The organism is Klebsiella sp. CD33 (genome assembly GCF_051992865.1).
Taxonomy (GTDB): Bacteria; Pseudomonadota; Gammaproteobacteria; order Enterobacterales; family Enterobacteriaceae; genus Klebsiella; species Klebsiella pneumoniae.
In genome coordinates, this window is record NZ_CP197023.1 from 613,833 (window position 1) to 630,227 (window position 16,395).

The 16,395-nt window shown below is 60.8% G+C and carries 15 protein-coding genes; 8 read left to right on the forward strand and 7 right to left on the reverse strand.

Annotated elements, in window-relative coordinates:
- Positions 1–107: 107 nt before the first annotated feature.
- The 4 genes from ACR809_RS03040 to ACR809_RS03055 form a co-directional block, all read right to left on the reverse strand.
- Positions 108–1,079, reverse strand: coding sequence for a TerC family protein (locus ACR809_RS03040; RefSeq protein WP_023280588.1), 972 nt, complete (start codon positions 1,077–1,079; stop codon positions 108–110).
- A 271-nt stretch (positions 1,080–1,350) separates the two neighbouring features.
- Positions 1,351–2,340 carry a Gfo/Idh/MocA family protein gene (locus ACR809_RS03045; RefSeq protein ID WP_004149902.1) on the reverse strand — a complete coding sequence of 330 codons (990 nt, stop codon included), beginning with the start codon at positions 2,338–2,340 and terminating at the stop codon, positions 1,351–1,353.
- 73 nt (positions 2,341–2,413) lie between these two features.
- Positions 2,414–2,914, reverse strand: coding sequence for a M48 metallopeptidase family protein (locus ACR809_RS03050; protein WP_002917891.1), 501 nt, complete (start codon positions 2,912–2,914; stop codon positions 2,414–2,416).
- Positions 2,915–2,933: 19 nt separating this feature from the next.
- On the reverse strand, positions 2,934–3,536 hold the full coding sequence (locus ACR809_RS03055; RefSeq protein ID WP_004144842.1) for a helix-turn-helix domain-containing protein: 603 nt from the start codon (positions 3,534–3,536) through the stop codon (positions 2,934–2,936).
- A gap of 43 nt (positions 3,537–3,579) precedes the next feature.
- Here ACR809_RS03055 and ACR809_RS03060 point away from each other — a divergent pair, with 43 nt between their 5' ends.
- Together ACR809_RS03060 and rlmG are read left to right on the forward strand one after the other, a co-directional pair.
- The gene (locus ACR809_RS03060) at positions 3,580–4,287 is read left to right on the forward strand and encodes a B3/B4 domain-containing protein (protein WP_002917889.1); all 708 of its coding nucleotides are present in this window, start codon (positions 3,580–3,582) and stop codon (positions 4,285–4,287) included.
- A gap of 85 nt (positions 4,288–4,372) precedes the next feature.
- Positions 4,373–5,503: a 23S rRNA (guanine(1835)-N(2))-methyltransferase RlmG gene (rlmG, locus tag ACR809_RS03065; RefSeq protein WP_009309651.1), complete on the forward strand. Its 1,131-nt coding sequence runs from the start codon at positions 4,373–4,375 to the stop codon at positions 5,501–5,503.
- A 108-nt stretch (positions 5,504–5,611) separates the two neighbouring features.
- Here the strand turns inward: rlmG and ACR809_RS03070 are convergent, their stop codons facing one another.
- From ACR809_RS03070 to lsrR, 3 genes are all read right to left on the reverse strand, one after another.
- A complete protein-coding gene (locus tag ACR809_RS03070; protein ID WP_023286889.1) occupies positions 5,612–7,633 on the reverse strand; it encodes an NADPH-dependent 2,4-dienoyl-CoA reductase in 2,022 nt (673 codons plus the stop codon).
- Between the two features lie 183 nt (positions 7,634–7,816).
- Complete coding sequence (gene lsrK / locus ACR809_RS03075; protein ID WP_023283013.1) at positions 7,817–9,415, reverse strand: autoinducer-2 kinase; 1,599 nt, start codon at positions 9,413–9,415, stop codon at positions 7,817–7,819.
- Between the two features lie 37 nt (positions 9,416–9,452).
- The gene (gene lsrR / locus ACR809_RS03080; protein WP_004144837.1) at positions 9,453–10,424 is read right to left on the reverse strand and encodes a transcriptional regulator LsrR; all 972 of its coding nucleotides are present in this window, start codon (positions 10,422–10,424) and stop codon (positions 9,453–9,455) included.
- Positions 10,425–10,642: 218 nt separating this feature from the next.
- Here lsrR and lsrA point away from each other — a divergent pair, with 218 nt between their 5' ends.
- Genes lsrA through lsrG form a run of 6 tightly spaced genes read left to right on the forward strand, consistent with a single transcriptional unit; the run spans position 10,643 to position 16,355 of the window.
- Positions 10,643–12,130, forward strand: coding sequence for an autoinducer 2 ABC transporter ATP-binding protein LsrA (lsrA, locus tag ACR809_RS03085; RefSeq protein WP_004889660.1), 1,488 nt, complete (start codon positions 10,643–10,645; stop codon positions 12,128–12,130).
- Positions 12,127–13,161, forward strand: a complete 1,035-nt coding sequence (lsrC, locus tag ACR809_RS03090; protein ID WP_122051050.1) for an autoinducer 2 ABC transporter permease LsrC — start codon at positions 12,127–12,129, stop codon at positions 13,159–13,161. The genes lsrA and lsrC overlap by 4 nt, the downstream gene beginning before the upstream one ends.
- Positions 13,162–14,160: an autoinducer 2 ABC transporter permease LsrD gene (lsrD, locus tag ACR809_RS03095; RefSeq protein WP_002917727.1), complete on the forward strand. Its 999-nt coding sequence runs from the start codon at positions 13,162–13,164 to the stop codon at positions 14,158–14,160. It abuts the gene before it with no gap.
- 1 nt (position 14,161) lies between these two features.
- Entirely contained in the window at positions 14,162–15,163 is a 1,002-nt protein-coding gene (gene lsrB, locus ACR809_RS03100) for an autoinducer 2 ABC transporter substrate-binding protein LsrB (RefSeq protein WP_002917725.1), read from the forward strand.
- Positions 15,164–15,174: 11 nt separating this feature from the next.
- A complete protein-coding gene (lsrF, locus tag ACR809_RS03105) occupies positions 15,175–16,062 on the forward strand; it encodes a 3-hydroxy-5-phosphonooxypentane-2,4-dione thiolase (RefSeq protein ID WP_002917724.1) in 888 nt (295 codons plus the stop codon).
- The gene (gene lsrG, locus ACR809_RS03110; RefSeq protein ID WP_023285568.1) at positions 16,059–16,355 is read left to right on the forward strand and encodes a (4S)-4-hydroxy-5-phosphonooxypentane-2,3-dione isomerase; all 297 of its coding nucleotides are present in this window, start codon (positions 16,059–16,061) and stop codon (positions 16,353–16,355) included. The genes lsrF and lsrG overlap by 4 nt, the downstream gene beginning before the upstream one ends.
- Positions 16,356–16,395: the final 40 nt, after the last annotated feature.

Genomic DNA, 16,395 nt, shown 5'->3' on the forward strand with positions numbered 1-16,395 from the left:
AACTGCGTAGTAACATAATTGTGACATGAGCAGGTATTCTCGTTACGAGAACGTCTGCTATAGCTGATTACCGCGCCGCCAGCGAGGGCCGACGGCGCGGTAGCAGATTACTCTGGCAGTTTGCGCTGCTTGTCGTGCTGCCTGTTGATCCAGGCGTTAATCAGCAGCGTGACGGCCAGGATGCCGCCCACCACGCCCAGCGAGATGGCAACCGGGATATGGTAGAAGTCGACGATCAGCATCTTCACGCCAATAAACACCAGGATCACCGACAGACCGTATTTGAGCATCGAGAAGCGCTCAGCGACCCCCGCCAGCAGGAAGTACATGGCGCGCAGGCCGAGGATGGCGAACAGGTTCGAGGTCAGCACGATAAACGGATCGGTGGTGACCGCGAAGATTGCCGGGATACTGTCGACGGCGAAAATCACGTCGCTCAGTTCCACCAGAATCAGCACCAGCAGCAGCGGGGTGGCGAACAGCACCCCGTTTTTACGGGTGAAGAAGCGCTCGCTCTCGATTTTATCGGTCATCCGCAGATGGCTGCGGATCCAGCGCACCAGCGGCTTATCGCCGATGCCGGAGTCGTCCTCCTTCGCCAGCGCCATCTTCACGCCGGTAAACAGCAGGAAGGCGCCAAAGACGTACAGCAGCCAGTCGAACTGCGAAATCAGCCAGCTGCCGGCGAAGATCATAATGGTACGCAGAACGATCGCGCCCAGTACGCCATACACCAACACCCGGCGCTGCAGAGCAGGCGGTACGGCGAAATAGCTGAACAGCATCAACCAGACGAAGACGTTATCGACCGCCAGCGCTTTTTCAATCAGATAACCGGTGAGGAAGGCTAAGGCCTGCGGATCGGCGACGGCCCGGCCCTGGGTTTGCACCAGATACCACCAGAAGGCGGCGTTGAACAGCAGAGAAAGCGTGACCCAGAGGATTGACCAGCCAGCGGCCTGCTTCATGGTCATGCTATGCGAACCGCGTCGTCCCTGAAGCAGCAGGTCGATTGCCAACATGATCGCGACAACGACAGCGAATCCACCCCATAGCAACGGCGTGCCGACAGTATTCATTTGATATTCCTTACATAAAAACAAAACGGCTGACGTCGGAAGACGGCAGCCGCTGCGCTTTTATGCATAGACCTCGCCTTCCGGCAAGGTCTCACTTACAACAACCAAAGTACATCGCGATGGGCTTTGGTTATTGCCCGGCGACCGGATGCGGTATTGCACGCATCGTAATGACGATCAACCGGCAAGGAAGTTACTCCCCTTTGCACGTAACAAAATATGTCACAGGGCGGTTTTCGTCAATGGCGGCCGGTCGGGCCTTTACACTCTTTTACGCCAGCGGCTGCGTATCGGCCGGGAAGATCACTCCGGTCTGGCGACGAATTTCGCTGGACAGTTTGGCGGTGATCCGGCTCACCGCCAGGCCCGGGTGATCCACATCCTGTGTCTCCACCAGCCGCGCAAAGGTCTCCGCCTCATACAGCATGGTATTAATGTGCTGGGGCTGCGTCAGGTCCTGGGCTTTACCGCCGCGCGGCACAAACGCCAGCTTCTGACATTCGGAGATTTTTTCGATCACTAACGCGCCGTCTTCGCCCTGAATTTCACTGGGGATCGCGGAATCGCTAACTTTGGAGTGATGCAGCGTCACGTCGAAGTCGCCATAGCTCAGCACCACGGTGCCCTGGGCGTCTACGCCGCTGTCCAGCAGGCTGGCGGTGGCAAGAACGGCCCGCGGCTCGCCCCACAGCGCCACAGCGGACGCCAGGCAATAGAAGCCGATATCCATAATCGAACCGTTAGAGAACGCCGGGTTAAAGGTGTTGGGGTTTTCGCCGTCAAGGTAGCGCTGATAGCGCGAGGAGTACTGACAGTAGTTGATGAAGGCTTTGCGTAGTTTGCCCACTTTAGCGAGCGTTTCTTTCAGTAGGAGAAAGTTAGGCAGACTGGCGGTTTTAAAGGCTTCAAACAGCACCACGTTATTTTCTTTCGCCAGCGCTATCGCCGCCTCGACTTCCTGCAGGTTCGACGCCAGCGGCTTTTCGCAAATGACGTGCTTCTTATGGCTCAGGAACAGCCGGGTCTGCGGAAAGTGCAGCGAGTTCGGGCTGGCAATATAGACCGCGTCAACGTCAGGGCTCTGTGCCAGTTCATCGAGCGAGGTAAACAGATGCTCGACCGGATAGTCTTTGGCGAAGGCTTGCGCCTGTTCGAGGCTGCGGGAGTAGATGGCGGTAAGTTTATATTTGCCGGTTTCATGGGCGGCATCGACAAACTGCTTGGTGATCCAGTTTGTGCCAACAACTGCGAAACGTATCATAAACGTTGACGAACTCCGTTAAAGGGAACCTGCCGCCACTCTATCATGCCGTCATGACAAAACCAGTGCGTCACTACGCAGAACGATTTAACGAAAGGTGCGTCAGCCACAGGCGGGTGTCGAACTCCAGCTGGTGGTACTGCGGCTCCATATGGCAGCACAGCTGATAAAAAGCCTTGTTGTGATCCTTCTCTTTCAGATGCGCCAGTTCATGAACCACGATCATCCGCAGAAAGGCTTCCGGCGCGTCGCGAAATACCGTCGCCACGCGAATTTCCGCTTTAGCTTTCAGCTTACCGCCCTGCACGCGGGAAATGGCGGTATGCAGGCCGAGCGCATTGTTCAGCACGTGGATCTTACTGTCATACATCACTTTGTTGATCGGCGCCGCGCCGCGCAGAAAGCGGTTTTTCAAGTCCTGGGTGTACTGATACAGCGCTTTATCGCTGTTAACGTCGTGCCCTTGCGGATAGCGCTTTTGCAGCACCTCGCCGAGGCGGTCTTGCTCGATTAACGTGGTCACCTGCGCCAGCAGCGATTCAGGATAGCCCTGTAAATAAATGAGTTTTGTCATCGTCTTATCATTATGTCTGTCAGGAGGGCAGTTCAGCCACGGTCATGGTAAAGACCAGCGGCGCGGTACCCTCATTGCGGTAACCGTGCTCTATTTCGGTGCGGGCCACCGCCGATTCCCCGGCCGCCACCGTGCGGCAGGTCTCGCCAAGCGTCAGCGTCAGCGCGCCAGCTTCCACGTGCAGCAGCTCGAAGGTTGTTGCCGGGTGGCCGGGCGAGGCAAAGGCTTCGCCGGGCTGCATCTCCCAGCGCCACAGCTCAATCATATTCGGCCCGGCGGTGCCGGCGAGGAGCCTGGCGCTGCCCCCCAGCGGGCCTTGCCAGAGGGTGGGGATCTGCTCGGCGGGAATAATATGCAACGCGGGTTCGCTTGCCACATTGACAATATCCGCTACCGATACGCCCAGCGCGGCGGCGAGTTTGCAGAGGATCGCAATGCTGGGATTGGCGGCCTCTTTTTCCATCTCGACCAGCATACCTTTGCTGATGCTGGCCCGGCGCGACAGCTCGTCCAGCGACATTTTTTTCGCTTTACGGTAGGCCTTCAGCCGCGTGGCGACGGCGCGACTTACCTGGTCGACATCAGATCCTGAATCGGTCGTTATATTGACTTTTACGTTCATTGGTCACTATGATGAAACAAATTGGTCATTACAGGATTATCGAATGCGTAGCGTAACGCCGTCAATCGAATCTGCGGTCAGCCGCCTGGCGCCGGGCTTTCGGGCATTAAGTATTGTGGTGGAGAGCGCGCCGGTGGCCGATCCCGCCGTCGCGGAGCAGGCGCTGGCCGAGGCCTGCCTGGCGGTGCAGCAGGATGATGTGCCCTGGGCGCAAGCGCACCTGGCGGCATGGGATGAAGCGTTCAGCGCCTTCGGCGCGAAGGCGAAACGTACCCCCTGTTCGGCGCAGGCGCTGCGCAAGCGGGTGCTGAAAGAGGGGAGCCTGCCGGCCATCGATCCGGTGGTGGATATCTACAACGCGATCAGCATTCGCTATGCCGTCCCGGTCGGTGGGGAAAATCTGGCCGCCTACCGTGGCGAACCGCGGCTGGCCATTGCCCGCGGCGATGAGCCATTCGATACGCTAAAATCGGCAGAGCCGGTAGTGGAATATCCGGAGCCGGGCGAAGTCATCTGGCGGGATGATATAGGCGTAACCTGCCGACGCTGGAACTGGCGACAGGGCGTGCGCACCCGGCTGGACAGCGGCGCGCAGACGATGTGGTTTATTCTCGAAAGCCTGCCGGCGATGCCGTTGTCGGCCCTGCATGAGGCGGGAGAGCGGCTGGTAGGTTATCTGCAGCAGCTGATGCCCGGCGCCCGCGCGTCGATAACGCTGCTCCGAGCCGATGACGAGGGCGATCTACGCTGAGCGGCGATGATCAGCGATCTCTCTTCAACTGGACAGGATTTGCGTATAAACTCGCGGGTTTTACTATTCCGGAGGCGGAGAGGCGATGAGCCAGGCAGAGTTAAACGGTGAGTTATTCACATTAGAGCGGTTCCCACCTAACGCTGAAGAAGAAGCGCTTCAGGCATGGGAAGCGGCGGATGAATATCTGCTGCAACAGGTGAATGACGTCGACGGCCTGACGCTCATCTTCAACGACGGCTTCGGCGCGCTCGCCTGCGCGCTGGCGGATCGCAACCCGGTCAGCATCAACGACTCCTTTATTTCCGAGCTGGCGACCCGCCACAACCTGCGGATGAACGGTATCGATGAAGAGAGCGTGCGCTTTCAGGATAGCCTGAGCCCGCTACCGGCCGCGCCGGCGCTGGTGCTGATTAAGGTGCCAAAACAGCTGGCGCTGCTGGAACAGCAGCTGCGCGCCCTGCGCGAAGTAGTCACGCCGGAAACCCGCATCATCGCCGCGGCGAAAGCCCGTGATGTGCACAACTCGACGCTGGCGCTGTTTGAAAAAATCCTCGGCACCACCACCACCTCGCTGGCGTGGAAAAAAGCGCGTTTGATCCACTGCGTTTTCACCGCTCCTGAGCTTGCCGATGCGCCGCAAACCTACAGCTGGAAGCTGGACGGCACGCCGTGGACCATCCATAACCACGCCAACGTTTTTGCCCGCAGCGGGCTGGATATCGGCGCGCGTTTCTTCCTGCAGCATTTACCGTCTGATCTAGAAGGCGAGATCGCCGATCTCGGCTGCGGCAATGGGGTGATTGGCCTGCAGGCGCTGGCGCAGAACCCGAACGCGCGGGTCATGTTTACCGATGAGTCGCACATGGCGGTGGCTTCCAGCCGGTTGAACGTCGAGCGCAATCTGCCGGACGATATCGCACGCTGTGAATTTATGGTCAACAACTCGCTCTCCGGCATTGAGCCTGACCGCTTTACGGCGATTCTGTGTAATCCGCCGTTCCATCAGCAACACGCTATTACCGACCATATCGCCTGGCAGATGTTTAACGATGCCCGCCGCAGCCTGAAATACGGCGGCGAGCTGTACGTCGTCGGCAACCGCCACCTCGATTACTTCCGTAAGCTGAAGCGCGCGTTTGGTAATTGCACGACGATTGCGACGAACAATAAGTTTGTCATTTTGAAAGCAACCAAGGTGCGTAAGCAGCGCTGATTCTTGTCGCGGTTTCCCCCGGCTCGCGGCTGTCGCCTTAGCCGGGCTAGCGTGCGGGATTATCGTGGTAGCCCGGGGAAGGCGCATCGCGCCGCCCCCGGGACAGGGCTAAATCGCCAGCGCCAGTTTAGTGCCCTGGGCAATCGCCCGACGCGCATCCAGCTCCGCCGCCACGTCGCAACCGCCGATGAGATGCACCGTTTTCCCCGCCGCGCGCAGCGGATCCGCCAGCTCGCGGCGCGGCTCCTGACCGGCGCAGATCACCACCTGATCGACCGCCAGCAGTTGGCGCTCGCCGCCGATAGTGACATGTAACCCTTCATCATCGATCTTTTCATAGCTGACCGCCGGGATCATTTTCACCCCGCGCGCCAGCAGCGTCGCGCGGTGGATCCAGCCGGTGGTTTTGCCGAGCCCTTCGCCCGGTTTGCTGGCTTTGCGCTGCAGCATCACAATCTGTCGCGGGCTTTTACTCAGTTGCGGGCCTTCAGCACTCAGCCCTCCCGCCGTTTGCAGGCTGGTATCGATACCCCATTCGCGGCAGAACTCGCCGATATCCTGGCTGGTGGCCACGCCCGACTGGCTTAAAAACATCGCGGTGTCGAAGCCGATACCGCCGCAGCCGATAATCGCCACCTTCGCGCCAACCGGTGCTTTATCGCGCAAGACATCAAGATAGCTCAGCACTTTTGGATGATCGATCCCGTCGATCGCCGGCAGGCGCGGGGCGATACCGGTGGCGAGGATCGTCTCATCGAACGCCAGCAGATCGTCTGTCGTGACGCGGGTGTTCAGGCGTAGATCGACACCATGGAGATCGAGCATGGTGCGGTAGTAACGCAGCGTCTCGTGAAACTCCTCTTTGCCGGGGATCTGTTTGGCGATATTAAACTGACCGCCGATCTCCGGGAGCGCATCAAACAACGTGACGTGATGACCGCGGGCGGCAGCGTTTACGGCGAAGGCCAGACCGGCAGGCCCGGCGCCGACCACCGCCAGCCGTTTAGGCGCGTTGGCAGGCAGGACCGGCATCAGGGTTTCATGACACGCGCGCGGGTTGACCAGACAGGAGGTGACTTTGCCGACGAAGATCCGATCGAGACACGCCTGATTGCAGCCGATGCAGGTGTTGATCTGATCGGCGCGATCGTCCTGCGCTTTTGATATAAATTCGGCGTCGGCAAGGAACGGGCGGGCCATCGATACCATATCGGCATCGCCGCGGGCGAGAATATCCTCCGCGACCTGCGGATCGTTAATGCGGTTGGTGGTGATCAACGGGATCGACACCACGCCCTTCAGCTTGCGGGTGACCCAGCTGAAAGCTCCGCGCGGTACCGGCGTGGCGATGGTCGGAATGCGCGCTTCGTGCCAGCCAATCCCGGTGTTGATGATGGTCGCTCCCGCCGCTTCAATCGCTTTGGCCAGTTCAGTGACTTCCGCCAGCGTGCTGCCGTCGTTGACCAGATCGAGCATCGACAGACGGTAAATGATAATGAAATCGTGGCCGGCGCGCTGGCGCACCGCCTTAACCACCTCTACGGCGAAACGCATGCGCCTGGCATAATCGCCGCCCCATTGGTCGTCGCGCTGGTTGGTGCGCGCGGCGAGAAATTCGTTAATCAGATAGCCCTCAGAGCCCATCACCTCGACGCCGTCATAGCCCGCTTCGCGCGCCAGCTGGGCGCAGTGGGCAAAATCATCGATCAGCGTCAGGATCTCATCGTGGCTCAGTTCATGGGGGGTAAAACGGTTGATCGGCGCCTGTAGCGCCGAGGGGGCCACTAGCGCGGGCTGGTAGCTGTAACGGCCGGTGTGCAGGATCTGCAGAGCGATTTTGCCGCCTTCCTGATGTACCGCGTCGGTAATATGGCGATGGTGCGCCAGATGGCTGGCATCGTTGAGTACTGCGCCGCCGGCCATGGTGACGCCAGAGGGCGCCGGAGCGATGCCGCCGGTGACGATCAGCGCCACGCCGTGACGGGCGCGCTCGGCGTAAAAGGCCGCCAGCCGCTGCGCGCCGTCCGGCAGCTCTTCCAGCCCGGTGTGCATTGAGCCCATCAACACGCGGTTTTTGAGCGTTGTGAAGCCCAGCTCAAGCGGGGCGAAAAGCGACGGATAGCGGCTCATAGTGGCTTCCAATGTAAAATTATTGTTATGTGGTCGGATGAGTTACTAATTTAGCCATCGTGGAGAAAAAGGGAAAAGGGGAGTGCGGTGATTGTGATGGGATTCAAAGAACGGCGAAGCGTTGCCCCACACCCCGGCCCTCTCCCAAAGGGAGAGGGGGGAAAGGCGGAGCGGCACCGGTAGTTAGGGTGAGGGGGAAGACGCAACGCGCTGGCGGCGTTCCAGACCCGGCGCCTGCCACATCGACGTTGTCAGCCCGCTATCGACAAGGCCAAGCTGATCGGCGTACACCGTCTGCCACTTGCTCATCATCTCCTGATACAGCTCGCGATGCTGCGGATTTGGGGTGAACTCGCGGTGCCAGCTCACTAACCGTTCTCCGGTGCTGGCCATATCGCCATACAATCCGGCGCCGGTTCCGGCGGCGATGGCGCAGCCCAGCGCGGTGGCTTCGCGGACCACCGGCACCCGCACCGGCAGGCCGGTGACGTCGCTGAGGATCTGGCTCCACAGCGCGCCTTTAGAGCCGCCGCCGGCAAACACCAGGCTGTCGAATGTCACCCCGGAGAACTGCGAGATCTGCGCGAGGTTGCAGGCGGAGACAATCGCCGCGTTCTCTTCCAGCGCGCGGAACAGGGTCGCTTTATTGCACTTCTCCGGATCGATGGAGAGGTTAATAAACGACGGCGCGGCGTGGTACCACTGCTTAAAGTGCATGGCGTCGGAAAAAATAGGCATCACGCCGTGGGAACCGGCGGGGACGCGGCTGGCCATCTCCTCCAGCAGCGAATAGGCATCGACGCCGAGCCGCTCGGCAATCAGTTTTTCTTCAGCGCAGAAGGCGTCGCGAAACCAGCGCATGGTCAGGCCGGTAAAGAAGCTGATCGATTCCGCCTGCGCCATGCCGGGAATCACGTGAGGATTAACGCGAATATTCATCTGCGGATCGGTCCGCACCTGCGGCAGGTTGACCACCTGCTGCCAGAAAGTGCCGCCGAGTACCGCGGTTTGCCCGGCGCGCACCACCCCAAGGCCCAGGCAGCCGAGCTGGACGTCGCCGCCGCCCATCACCACCGGCGTCCCGGCGCGCAGGCCGCTCTGCTGCGCCGCCGCTTCGGTGACGGCGCCCAGCAGGGTACCGGTCTCTTTGACCGGCGACAGCATATCGGCGCGCAGCCCGGCCATATCCAGCAGCGCCGGACGCCAGTCGCGGCTGAACAGATCGAGCATGCCGGTGGTGCCGGCGTTTGACGGGTCGACCGCCAGCTCGCCGGAAAGCTTCGCCGCCAGCCAGTCGCTGATCATGGTGATGGTTGCCGCTTTGCGGTAGATATCGGGGCGGTGGTGCGCCAGCCACAGCAGGCGCGGCATGGCGCTGAGCGCCAGGGTTTGTCCCGAGACCTCGTATACCTCGGATTCGAAGCGATAGTCGTGGATCTCCTTAAGCTCCGCCACTTCGCGGCTGGCGCGGGCATCGACGTTGGCGCAGGCCCAGATGGCCTCGCCGTTGCGGTCATAGAGAACGATGCCTTCGCGCATCGAACAGCAGGCGACAGACTGAATATCGGCGGCAGAGAGCCGGGCGGCGTCGAGCGCCTGGCGAATGCACTGGCAGGCCAGCTGCCAGTTGGTGGTAAGGTCGAACTCCATCGAGCCGGGGACGTTATCAACGCTCAGGTGTTTCCATTCGGCCTGGCCTACCGCCAGCTGGCGGCCATTAAGATCGAAAATAACCGCCCGAATGCTGCCGGTCCCGGCATCTAACGCTAACAGGTAACTCATGACATGCGCCTCGCTGTTGTCGCGCGGCGCCAGGCCGTCAGGAGGCCAGGGTAAGCACCGCGCGTGCTGTTGTCTCTTCCGTTACCAGGCCATTAATGCGCTTGCCAATCAGAGCGGCATAAATCGCCTGCGCTTTTTCTTCTCCCCCGGCGACGCCAACGATGGTCGGCAGCTGCGCTAGCTCATCAAGGGTCACGCCGAGCAGTTCCCGATGGATCTCCAGTCCTTCTACCGGCCTGCCGTCGGCCTGCAGGAAATAACCTAAAATGTCGCCGACCGCGCCTTTGCGGGCGTACATCAGCTGTTCGCCCTCGCTGATATAGCCGGAGCGCAGGATGGTCGCGTCGCGCCGCTGATCGATGGCGCCGATGCCAACCACCGCCGCGTCCGCCGCCGTCGCCGCGAGGATCACGTCGCGCACGCTCGACTCACGGCGCAGGATCTCGGCGACCTCCGCCGAAGAGACCCGCAGCGGCGCCGGGATAATGCTGACGCTGCAGGCGGCATCCAGCTGGCCAATACCGGTCATATAGGGGCCGACGCCGCCGGAGAGGGTCACCAGCCGCACCTGCTGCGAGCCGATAAAGCCGCTGAGATGCTGCAGGCAGCTCATGGTGGCTTCGCCGAAGCCGACCGCCAGCAGCTGTCCCGGCTGCAGAATGCCCATCAGCGACTGCGCCGCGCCGATACCCAGCCGGGTATTCATCGGCGGGGTGTTGAGCGCCGGCAGTACGCGGGCAATCTTGAGGCCAAAACGCTGCTGGAGTTCACTTTCCAGTGCCAGACAGCCCTCATAGCGCGAGTTGATCTGCACGCGGATCACCCCGGACTGACGGCCTTTCTCCAGCAGGCGGGAAATCTTCAGCCGCGGCAGCCCCAAACGCTCGCCGATGTCATTTTGCGTCAGGCCGTCGTGGTAGTAGCACCACGCCACCCGCGCCACCAGCTCTTCCTCGGCTAACGCCAGCCCGGCGTAGCGGTTCTCTTCCGTAATGCGTTTTTCGCTCATAAATTGAACTCTTATAAAAATTTAGATCATATGTTCGCTATTGCGCGGCCGGAAAGTGTGAGCCGACTGGCAAAACGGATCTTTCATCGCTGGCCCATTTTTTCCTGAGGATCTAAAGCGCCAAACTGTGATCTTCGCACGGTTGTAAATATAGTTCACCGTCTACGCTTTCGAACATTATTAAATTTAAAAATCATTTGTTCAAACGAGGCGCGACGATGAAGCCACTGCTTGAAGCTCGCCAGATCCGCAAACAGTTCTCCGGCGTTGCCGTGCTGAAGGGCATCGACTTTACGCTATGCGCGGGCCAGGTGCATGCCCTGATGGGAGGCAATGGCGCGGGTAAATCGACGCTGATGAAGATCATCGCCGGCGTCGAAACCCCGGATAGCGGTGAGCTGACGATCGGCGACCGCGCGTTTGCGCGCCTCAGCCCGGCGCTGGCCCACCAGCTGGGCATTTATCTGGTGCCGCAGGAGCCGATGCTGTTTCCCAACCTCAGCGTGCGCGAGAACATTCTCTTTCGTTTGCCGAAGCGGGCGGATACCGCCGCGCGACTGCAGGAAAAACTGCAGCAGTTGAACTGCCAGATCAACCTCGATGCCAGCGCCAGCACGCTCGAGGTAGCCGATCAACAGATGGTCGAGATCCTGCGCGGCCTGATGCGCGAAGCGCGGATCCTGATCCTTGATGAACCCACCGCCTCTTTAACCCCGGGGGAAACGGAGAGGTTGTTTAGCCAGATCCGCGCGTTACAGGCGCTGGACGTGGGGATCGTGTTTATCTCGCACAAACTGCCCGAAATCCGCCAGCTTGCCAGCCATATTTCGGTGATGCGCGACGGGGCGGTAGTGCTGAGCGGCGAGACCGCAACTTACCGCGATGAGCAACTGATTAGCGCTATGACGCCGGCCAGCCGCGACCATACGCTGAGCGACACGCAAAAGCTGTGGCTGGCGCTGCCGGGCAACCGCCGCACCCAGGCGCAGGATTTTCCCGTGCTGCGGGTGGAGGATCTTACCGGAGAAGGCTTTATCGATCTCAATCTGGAGATCCGCGCCGGGGAGATCGTCGGCCTCGCCGGGCTGGTGGGATCCGGGCGCACCGAATTTGCTGAAACCTTATACGGCCTGCGTCCACCACGCGCCGGGCGGATCTGGCTGGAGAATCGCGAGATTAGTAATGACAGCACCCGAGCCCGGCTGGCCAGCGGGCTGGTCTATCTGCCGGAAGACCGCCAGGTCTCGGGGCTGTTTCTTGATGCGCCGGTGCGCTGGAACACGGTGATGTTCAATCAGCCGTCGTGGTGGCAGCAGGGGAAACGGGAGGCGGCGGTGGTTGAGCGCTATCACCGGGCGCTGGGGATCAAGCTGGCCGATGGCGATCAGCCGGTGCGCACTCTCTCTGGCGGTAACCAGCAGAAGGTGCTGCTGGCGCGCTGTCTGGAGGCCAACCCGCTGCTGCTAATTGTCGATGAGCCGACGCGCGGCGTGGATGTCTCCGCCCGCGCCGATATCTATCAGCTGCTGAAAAGCGTCGCCGCGCAAAATGTGGCAGTGCTGATGATCTCCTCCGATCTGGATGAGTTCATCGGCCTGGCCGACCGGGTGCTGGTGATGCATCAGGGCCGCTACAGCGGCGAGCTGGCGCGGCAGGCGGTCACCGTCGATCGCATGATGACCCTGGCCTTTGGAGGGCAGGCATGAAAACGTTACTCAAGAATCGCGAACTGAGCGCCTTCTTTGCCAGCGTGGCGCTCTTTGTTGTGCTGGTGGCGCTCAATCCGGCCTATTTCAGCCTGCAGACCCTGGCGATGATTTTCGCCAGCTCGCAAATCCTCTGCCTGCTGGCATTGGGCGCGACGCTGGTGATGCTGACCCGCAATATTGACGTGTCGGTAGGCTCCACCGTTGGGCTATGCGCCATCGCCGTCGGCGTGGCGCTGAACAACGGATACGGGTTGGCGACGGCCATCGCCTTCGCGCTGGCGATTGGCGCGCTGGCCGGGGCGTTTAACGGCCTGCTGGTGGTGGGGCTGCGCATTCCGGCGATCGTCGCGACGCTCGGCACGCTGGGGTTGTATCGCGGGGTGATGTTGCTGTGGACCGGCGGGAAATGGATCGAAGGCTTGCCCGACAGCCTGAAATCGCTCTCGGAGCCTGCGTTTATCGGCGTGTCGCCGCTGGGCTGGCTGGTGCTGGCGCTGCTGCTGGCGGGCGGCTGGCTGCTGTCGCGCACCGCCTTTGGTCGTGATTTTTACGCCGTTGGCGATAACCTCGCCGCCGCGCGCCAGCTGGGCGTGGCGGTCAACCGCACGCGGATGCTGGCCTTTACCCTCAACGGTATGCTGGCGGCCTGCGCCGGGATCGTCTTCGCCGCGCAGATTGGCTTTGTGCCTAATCAGACCGGCAGCGGCCTGGAGATGAAAGCCATCGCCGCCTGCGTACTGGGCGGGATCTCGCTGCTTGGCGGTACCGGTACGCTGCTCGGCGCGTTTCTCGGCGCCTTTTTCCTTACCCAAATCGACACCGTACTGGTGCTGTTCCGCCTTCCCGCCTGGTGGAATGACTTTATCGCCGGTCTGGTGCTGCTCGGCGTGCTGGTGCTCGATGGCCGCCTGCGCCAGGCGCTGGCCCGCCATCAGCGGGCGCTAAAGTACAGCCGTTTCCAGCCCGGTAACAAAGGGGGGAAACAGGTTGCCCGCTTTCCCGAACGCAAAAGCAAAGAGGTGGCTTAAATGAAGCTGAAGCTTAACTGGGAAAGCGCGCTGCTGGCGTTGCTGATCGTGGAGATCCTGCTGTTCGGCGCGCTGAATCCGCGCATGCTGGATCTCAATATGCTGCTCTTTAGCACCAGCGACTTTATCTGCATCGGCATCGTCGCGCTGCCGCTGACGCTGGTGATCATCAGCGGCGGGATCGATATTTCGCTGGGCTCGACCATCGGCCTGTGCGCCATCGCCCTCGGGGTGATGACCCAGGCGGGCTGGCCGCTGTGGCTCGCAGTATCGCTGACGTTGCTCTTGGGACTGCTGTGCGGGTTATTCAACGCCGCGCTGATCCACTACACCGGCATCAGCCCGCTGGTGATCACGCTTGGTACGCTGTATCTGTACGGCGGCGGCGCGCTGCTGCTTTCCGGGATGGCCGGCGCGACCGGTTACGAGGGGATTGGCGGTTTTCCCGATAGCTTCACCGCCTTCGCCAATTTAACCCTCGCCGGACTGCCGCTGCCGCTGGTGCTGTTCGCGATTATCACCTTTTTCTTCTGGCTGCTGACCCACCGCGGGCGCTTTGGCCGCCACCTCTTTTTACTCGGGCAAAACCCGCGCGCCGCGCGCTATGCCGCGCTGTCGGTGAACGGCATCCCGTACGTGCTGTATGGCCTGGTTGGCGTCGCCTCGGCGGTCGCGGCGCTGGTGATGGTTTCCTACTTCGGCTCGGCACGTTCGGATTTAGGCCGCGACCTGCTGATGCCGGCGCTGACCGCGGCGGTGCTCGGCGGGGCCAATATTTACGGCGGCTCGGGATCGATACTGGGTACCGCGCTGGCGGCATTGCTGGTGGGGTATCTGCAACAGGGTTTACAGATGGTCGGCATCCCCAACCAGGTGTCGAGCGCGCTGTCAGGGGCTCTGTTGGTTGTGGTGGTGATGGGGCGTTCGCTGAGCCTGCACCGTGAATGGGTGCGCGCGACCTGGCGGCGTCTTTTCTCGCATAAAACAATCGGAGCATAAAATGAAATTAAAACTGATCGTGCTGGCGCTGGCGATGAGCGTAGTCACCGCACAGGCGGCGGACCGCATCGCCTTTATTCCTAAGCTGGTCGGCGTCGGCTTCTTTACCAGCGGCGGCAACGGCGCGAAAGAGGCGGGGAAAGCGCTGGGCGTGGATGTCACCTATGACGGCCCAACCGAGCCCAGCGTCTCCGGCCAGGTGCAGCTTATCAACAACTTCGTCAACCAGGGCTACAACGCGATTATCGTTTCCGCCGTCTCGCCGGACGGCCTGTGTCCGGCGCTGAAGCGGGCGATGCAGCGCGGGGTGAAAGTCCTGACCTGGGATTCCGATACCAGGCCGGAGTGCCGCAGCATCTATATCAATCAGGGCACGCCGCAGCAGCTTGGCGGCCTGCTGGTCGAGATGGCGGAAAAGCAGGTGACGAAGCCTACTGCCAAGGTAGCGTTTTTCTACTCCAGCCCGACGGTGACCGACCAGAACCAATGGGTGAAGGAAGCCAAAGCCAAAATCGAAAAAGAGCATCCGCAGTGGCAAATCGTCACCACTCAGTTCGGCTATAACGATGCCACCAAATCGCTACAAACCGCCGAGGGGATCTTAAAAGCCTATCCGGATCTTGACGCCATTATCGCGCCGGATGCCAATGCGCTGCCGGCGGCGGCGCAGGCGGCAGAGAACCTCAAGCGTCAGGGCGTGGCGATTGTCGGCTTTAGTACGCCGAACGTGATGCGTCCGTACGTTGAGCGCGGCACGGTGAAAGCGTTCGGCCTGTGGGATGTGGTTCAGCAGGGCAAAATTGCGGTTAACGTCGCCGATCGTTTGCTGAAAAAGGGCGATCTTAACGTGGGCGACAGCGTTGAGGTGAAAGATATCGGCTCGCTGAAGGTCGAACCGAACAGCGTGCAGGGCTACCAGTATGAGGCGAAGGGCAACGGTATCGTGCTGCTGCCGGAGCGCGTGGTGTTCAGCAAAGAGAACATCAACAACTACGACTTCTGACGGAGGATGAGATGGCAGATTTAGACGATATCAAAGAGGGGAAGGACTTCGGTATTGACCGCCCGCAGCAGAATACGCTGTATACCCTGAAAGGCTGCGGCTCGCTGGATTGGGGCATGCAGTCGCGGCTGGCGCGCATTTTTAATCCGCACAGCAACCGCACGGTGATGCTGGCCTTCGATCACGGTTACTTCCAGGGGCCAACCACCGGGCTGGAGCGTATCGACCTGTCGATTGCGCCGCTGTTTGCCGACACCGACGTGCTGATGTGCACCCGCGGCGTACTGCGCAGCCAGGTACCGGCGGCCACCAATAAGCCGGTGGTGCTCCGCGCCTCCGGCGGCAATTCGATTTTGAGCGAACTCTCTAACGAATGCGTGGCGGTGGCGATGGAAGACGCGCTGCGGCTCAACGTATGCGCGGTGGCGGCGCAGGTCTATATCGGCAGCGAATACGAACATCAGTCGATCAATAACATCATCAAACTGGTGGACGCCGGCAATCGCTACGGTATGCCGGTCCTGGCGGTTACCGGCGTCGGCAAAGAGATGACCCGCGATGCGCGCTACTTCTCGCTGGCCAGCCGGATTGCCGCCGAAATGGGGGCGCAGTTTGTGAAGACCTATTTCGTTGAGGAAGGCTTTGAAAAAGTGACCGCCAGCTGTCCGGTGCCGATCGTTATCGCCGGCGGTAAAAAACTGCCGGAGCATGAGGCGCTGGAGATGTGCTGGCGGGCGATCGACCAGGGCGCGTCCGGGGTGGATATGGGGCGCAACATCTTCCAGTCCAGCGCCCCGCGCGCGATGCTTAAGGCGGTGAAAAAGGTGGTGCATGAGAATCTGAACGCGCGCGAAGCGTATCAGTTCTGGCAGGAAGAAAAACAGGGAGAGCTGAAATGAACGTCACGCTAGTGGAGATCAATATTAAACCCGAGCGGGTGGATGAGTTTCTCGAGGTGTTTCGCGCCAACCACGAGGGCGCGCTGCAGGAGCCAGGCAACCTGCGCTTTGATGTCCTGCAGGATCTCGAGGTGAAAACCCGCTTTTTTATCTACGAAGCCTATAAAGACGATGAGGCGGTGCTGGCGCATAAGAAGACGCCGCACTATTTAGCCTGCGTCGAAAAGCTGGAGGAGATGATGTCGCAGCCGCGGCAGAAGCGCAGCTTTATCGGCCTGTTACCGCAGGTGTGAGGGTTATCCTTCACCCTCTCAGAGGGAGAGGGTGAAGGAC

Coding starts and splice junctions, on each gene's coding strand:
- ACR809_RS03040 (WP_023280588.1), bottom strand. CDS start 1,079: ATGAATACTGTCGGCACGCCGTTGCTATGGGGTGGATTCGCTGTCGTT.
- ACR809_RS03045 (WP_004149902.1), bottom strand. CDS start 2,340: ATGATACGTTTCGCAGTTGTTGGCACAAACTGGATCACCAAGCAGTTT.
- ACR809_RS03050 (WP_002917891.1), bottom strand. CDS start 2,914: ATGACAAAACTCATTTATTTACAGGGCTATCCTGAATCGCTGCTGGCG.
- ACR809_RS03055 (WP_004144842.1), bottom strand. CDS start 3,536: ATGAACGTAAAAGTCAATATAACGACCGATTCAGGATCTGATGTCGAC.
- ACR809_RS03060 (WP_002917889.1), top strand. CDS start 3,580: ATGCGTAGCGTAACGCCGTCAATCGAATCTGCGGTCAGCCGCCTGGCG.
- rlmG (WP_009309651.1), top strand. CDS start 4,373: ATGAGCCAGGCAGAGTTAAACGGTGAGTTATTCACATTAGAGCGGTTC.
- ACR809_RS03070 (WP_023286889.1), bottom strand. CDS start 7,633: ATGAGCCGCTATCCGTCGCTTTTCGCCCCGCTTGAGCTGGGCTTCACA.
- lsrK (WP_023283013.1), bottom strand. CDS start 9,415: ATGAGTTACCTGTTAGCGTTAGATGCCGGGACCGGCAGCATTCGGGCG.
- lsrR (WP_004144837.1), bottom strand. CDS start 10,424: ATGAGCGAAAAACGCATTACGGAAGAGAACCGCTACGCCGGGCTGGCG.
- lsrA (WP_004889660.1), top strand. CDS start 10,643: ATGAAGCCACTGCTTGAAGCTCGCCAGATCCGCAAACAGTTCTCCGGC.
- lsrC (WP_122051050.1), top strand. CDS start 12,127: ATGAAAACGTTACTCAAGAATCGCGAACTGAGCGCCTTCTTTGCCAGC.
- lsrD (WP_002917727.1), top strand. CDS start 13,162: ATGAAGCTGAAGCTTAACTGGGAAAGCGCGCTGCTGGCGTTGCTGATC.
- lsrB (WP_002917725.1), top strand. CDS start 14,162: ATGAAATTAAAACTGATCGTGCTGGCGCTGGCGATGAGCGTAGTCACC.
- lsrF (WP_002917724.1), top strand. CDS start 15,175: ATGGCAGATTTAGACGATATCAAAGAGGGGAAGGACTTCGGTATTGAC.
- lsrG (WP_023285568.1), top strand. CDS start 16,059: ATGAACGTCACGCTAGTGGAGATCAATATTAAACCCGAGCGGGTGGAT.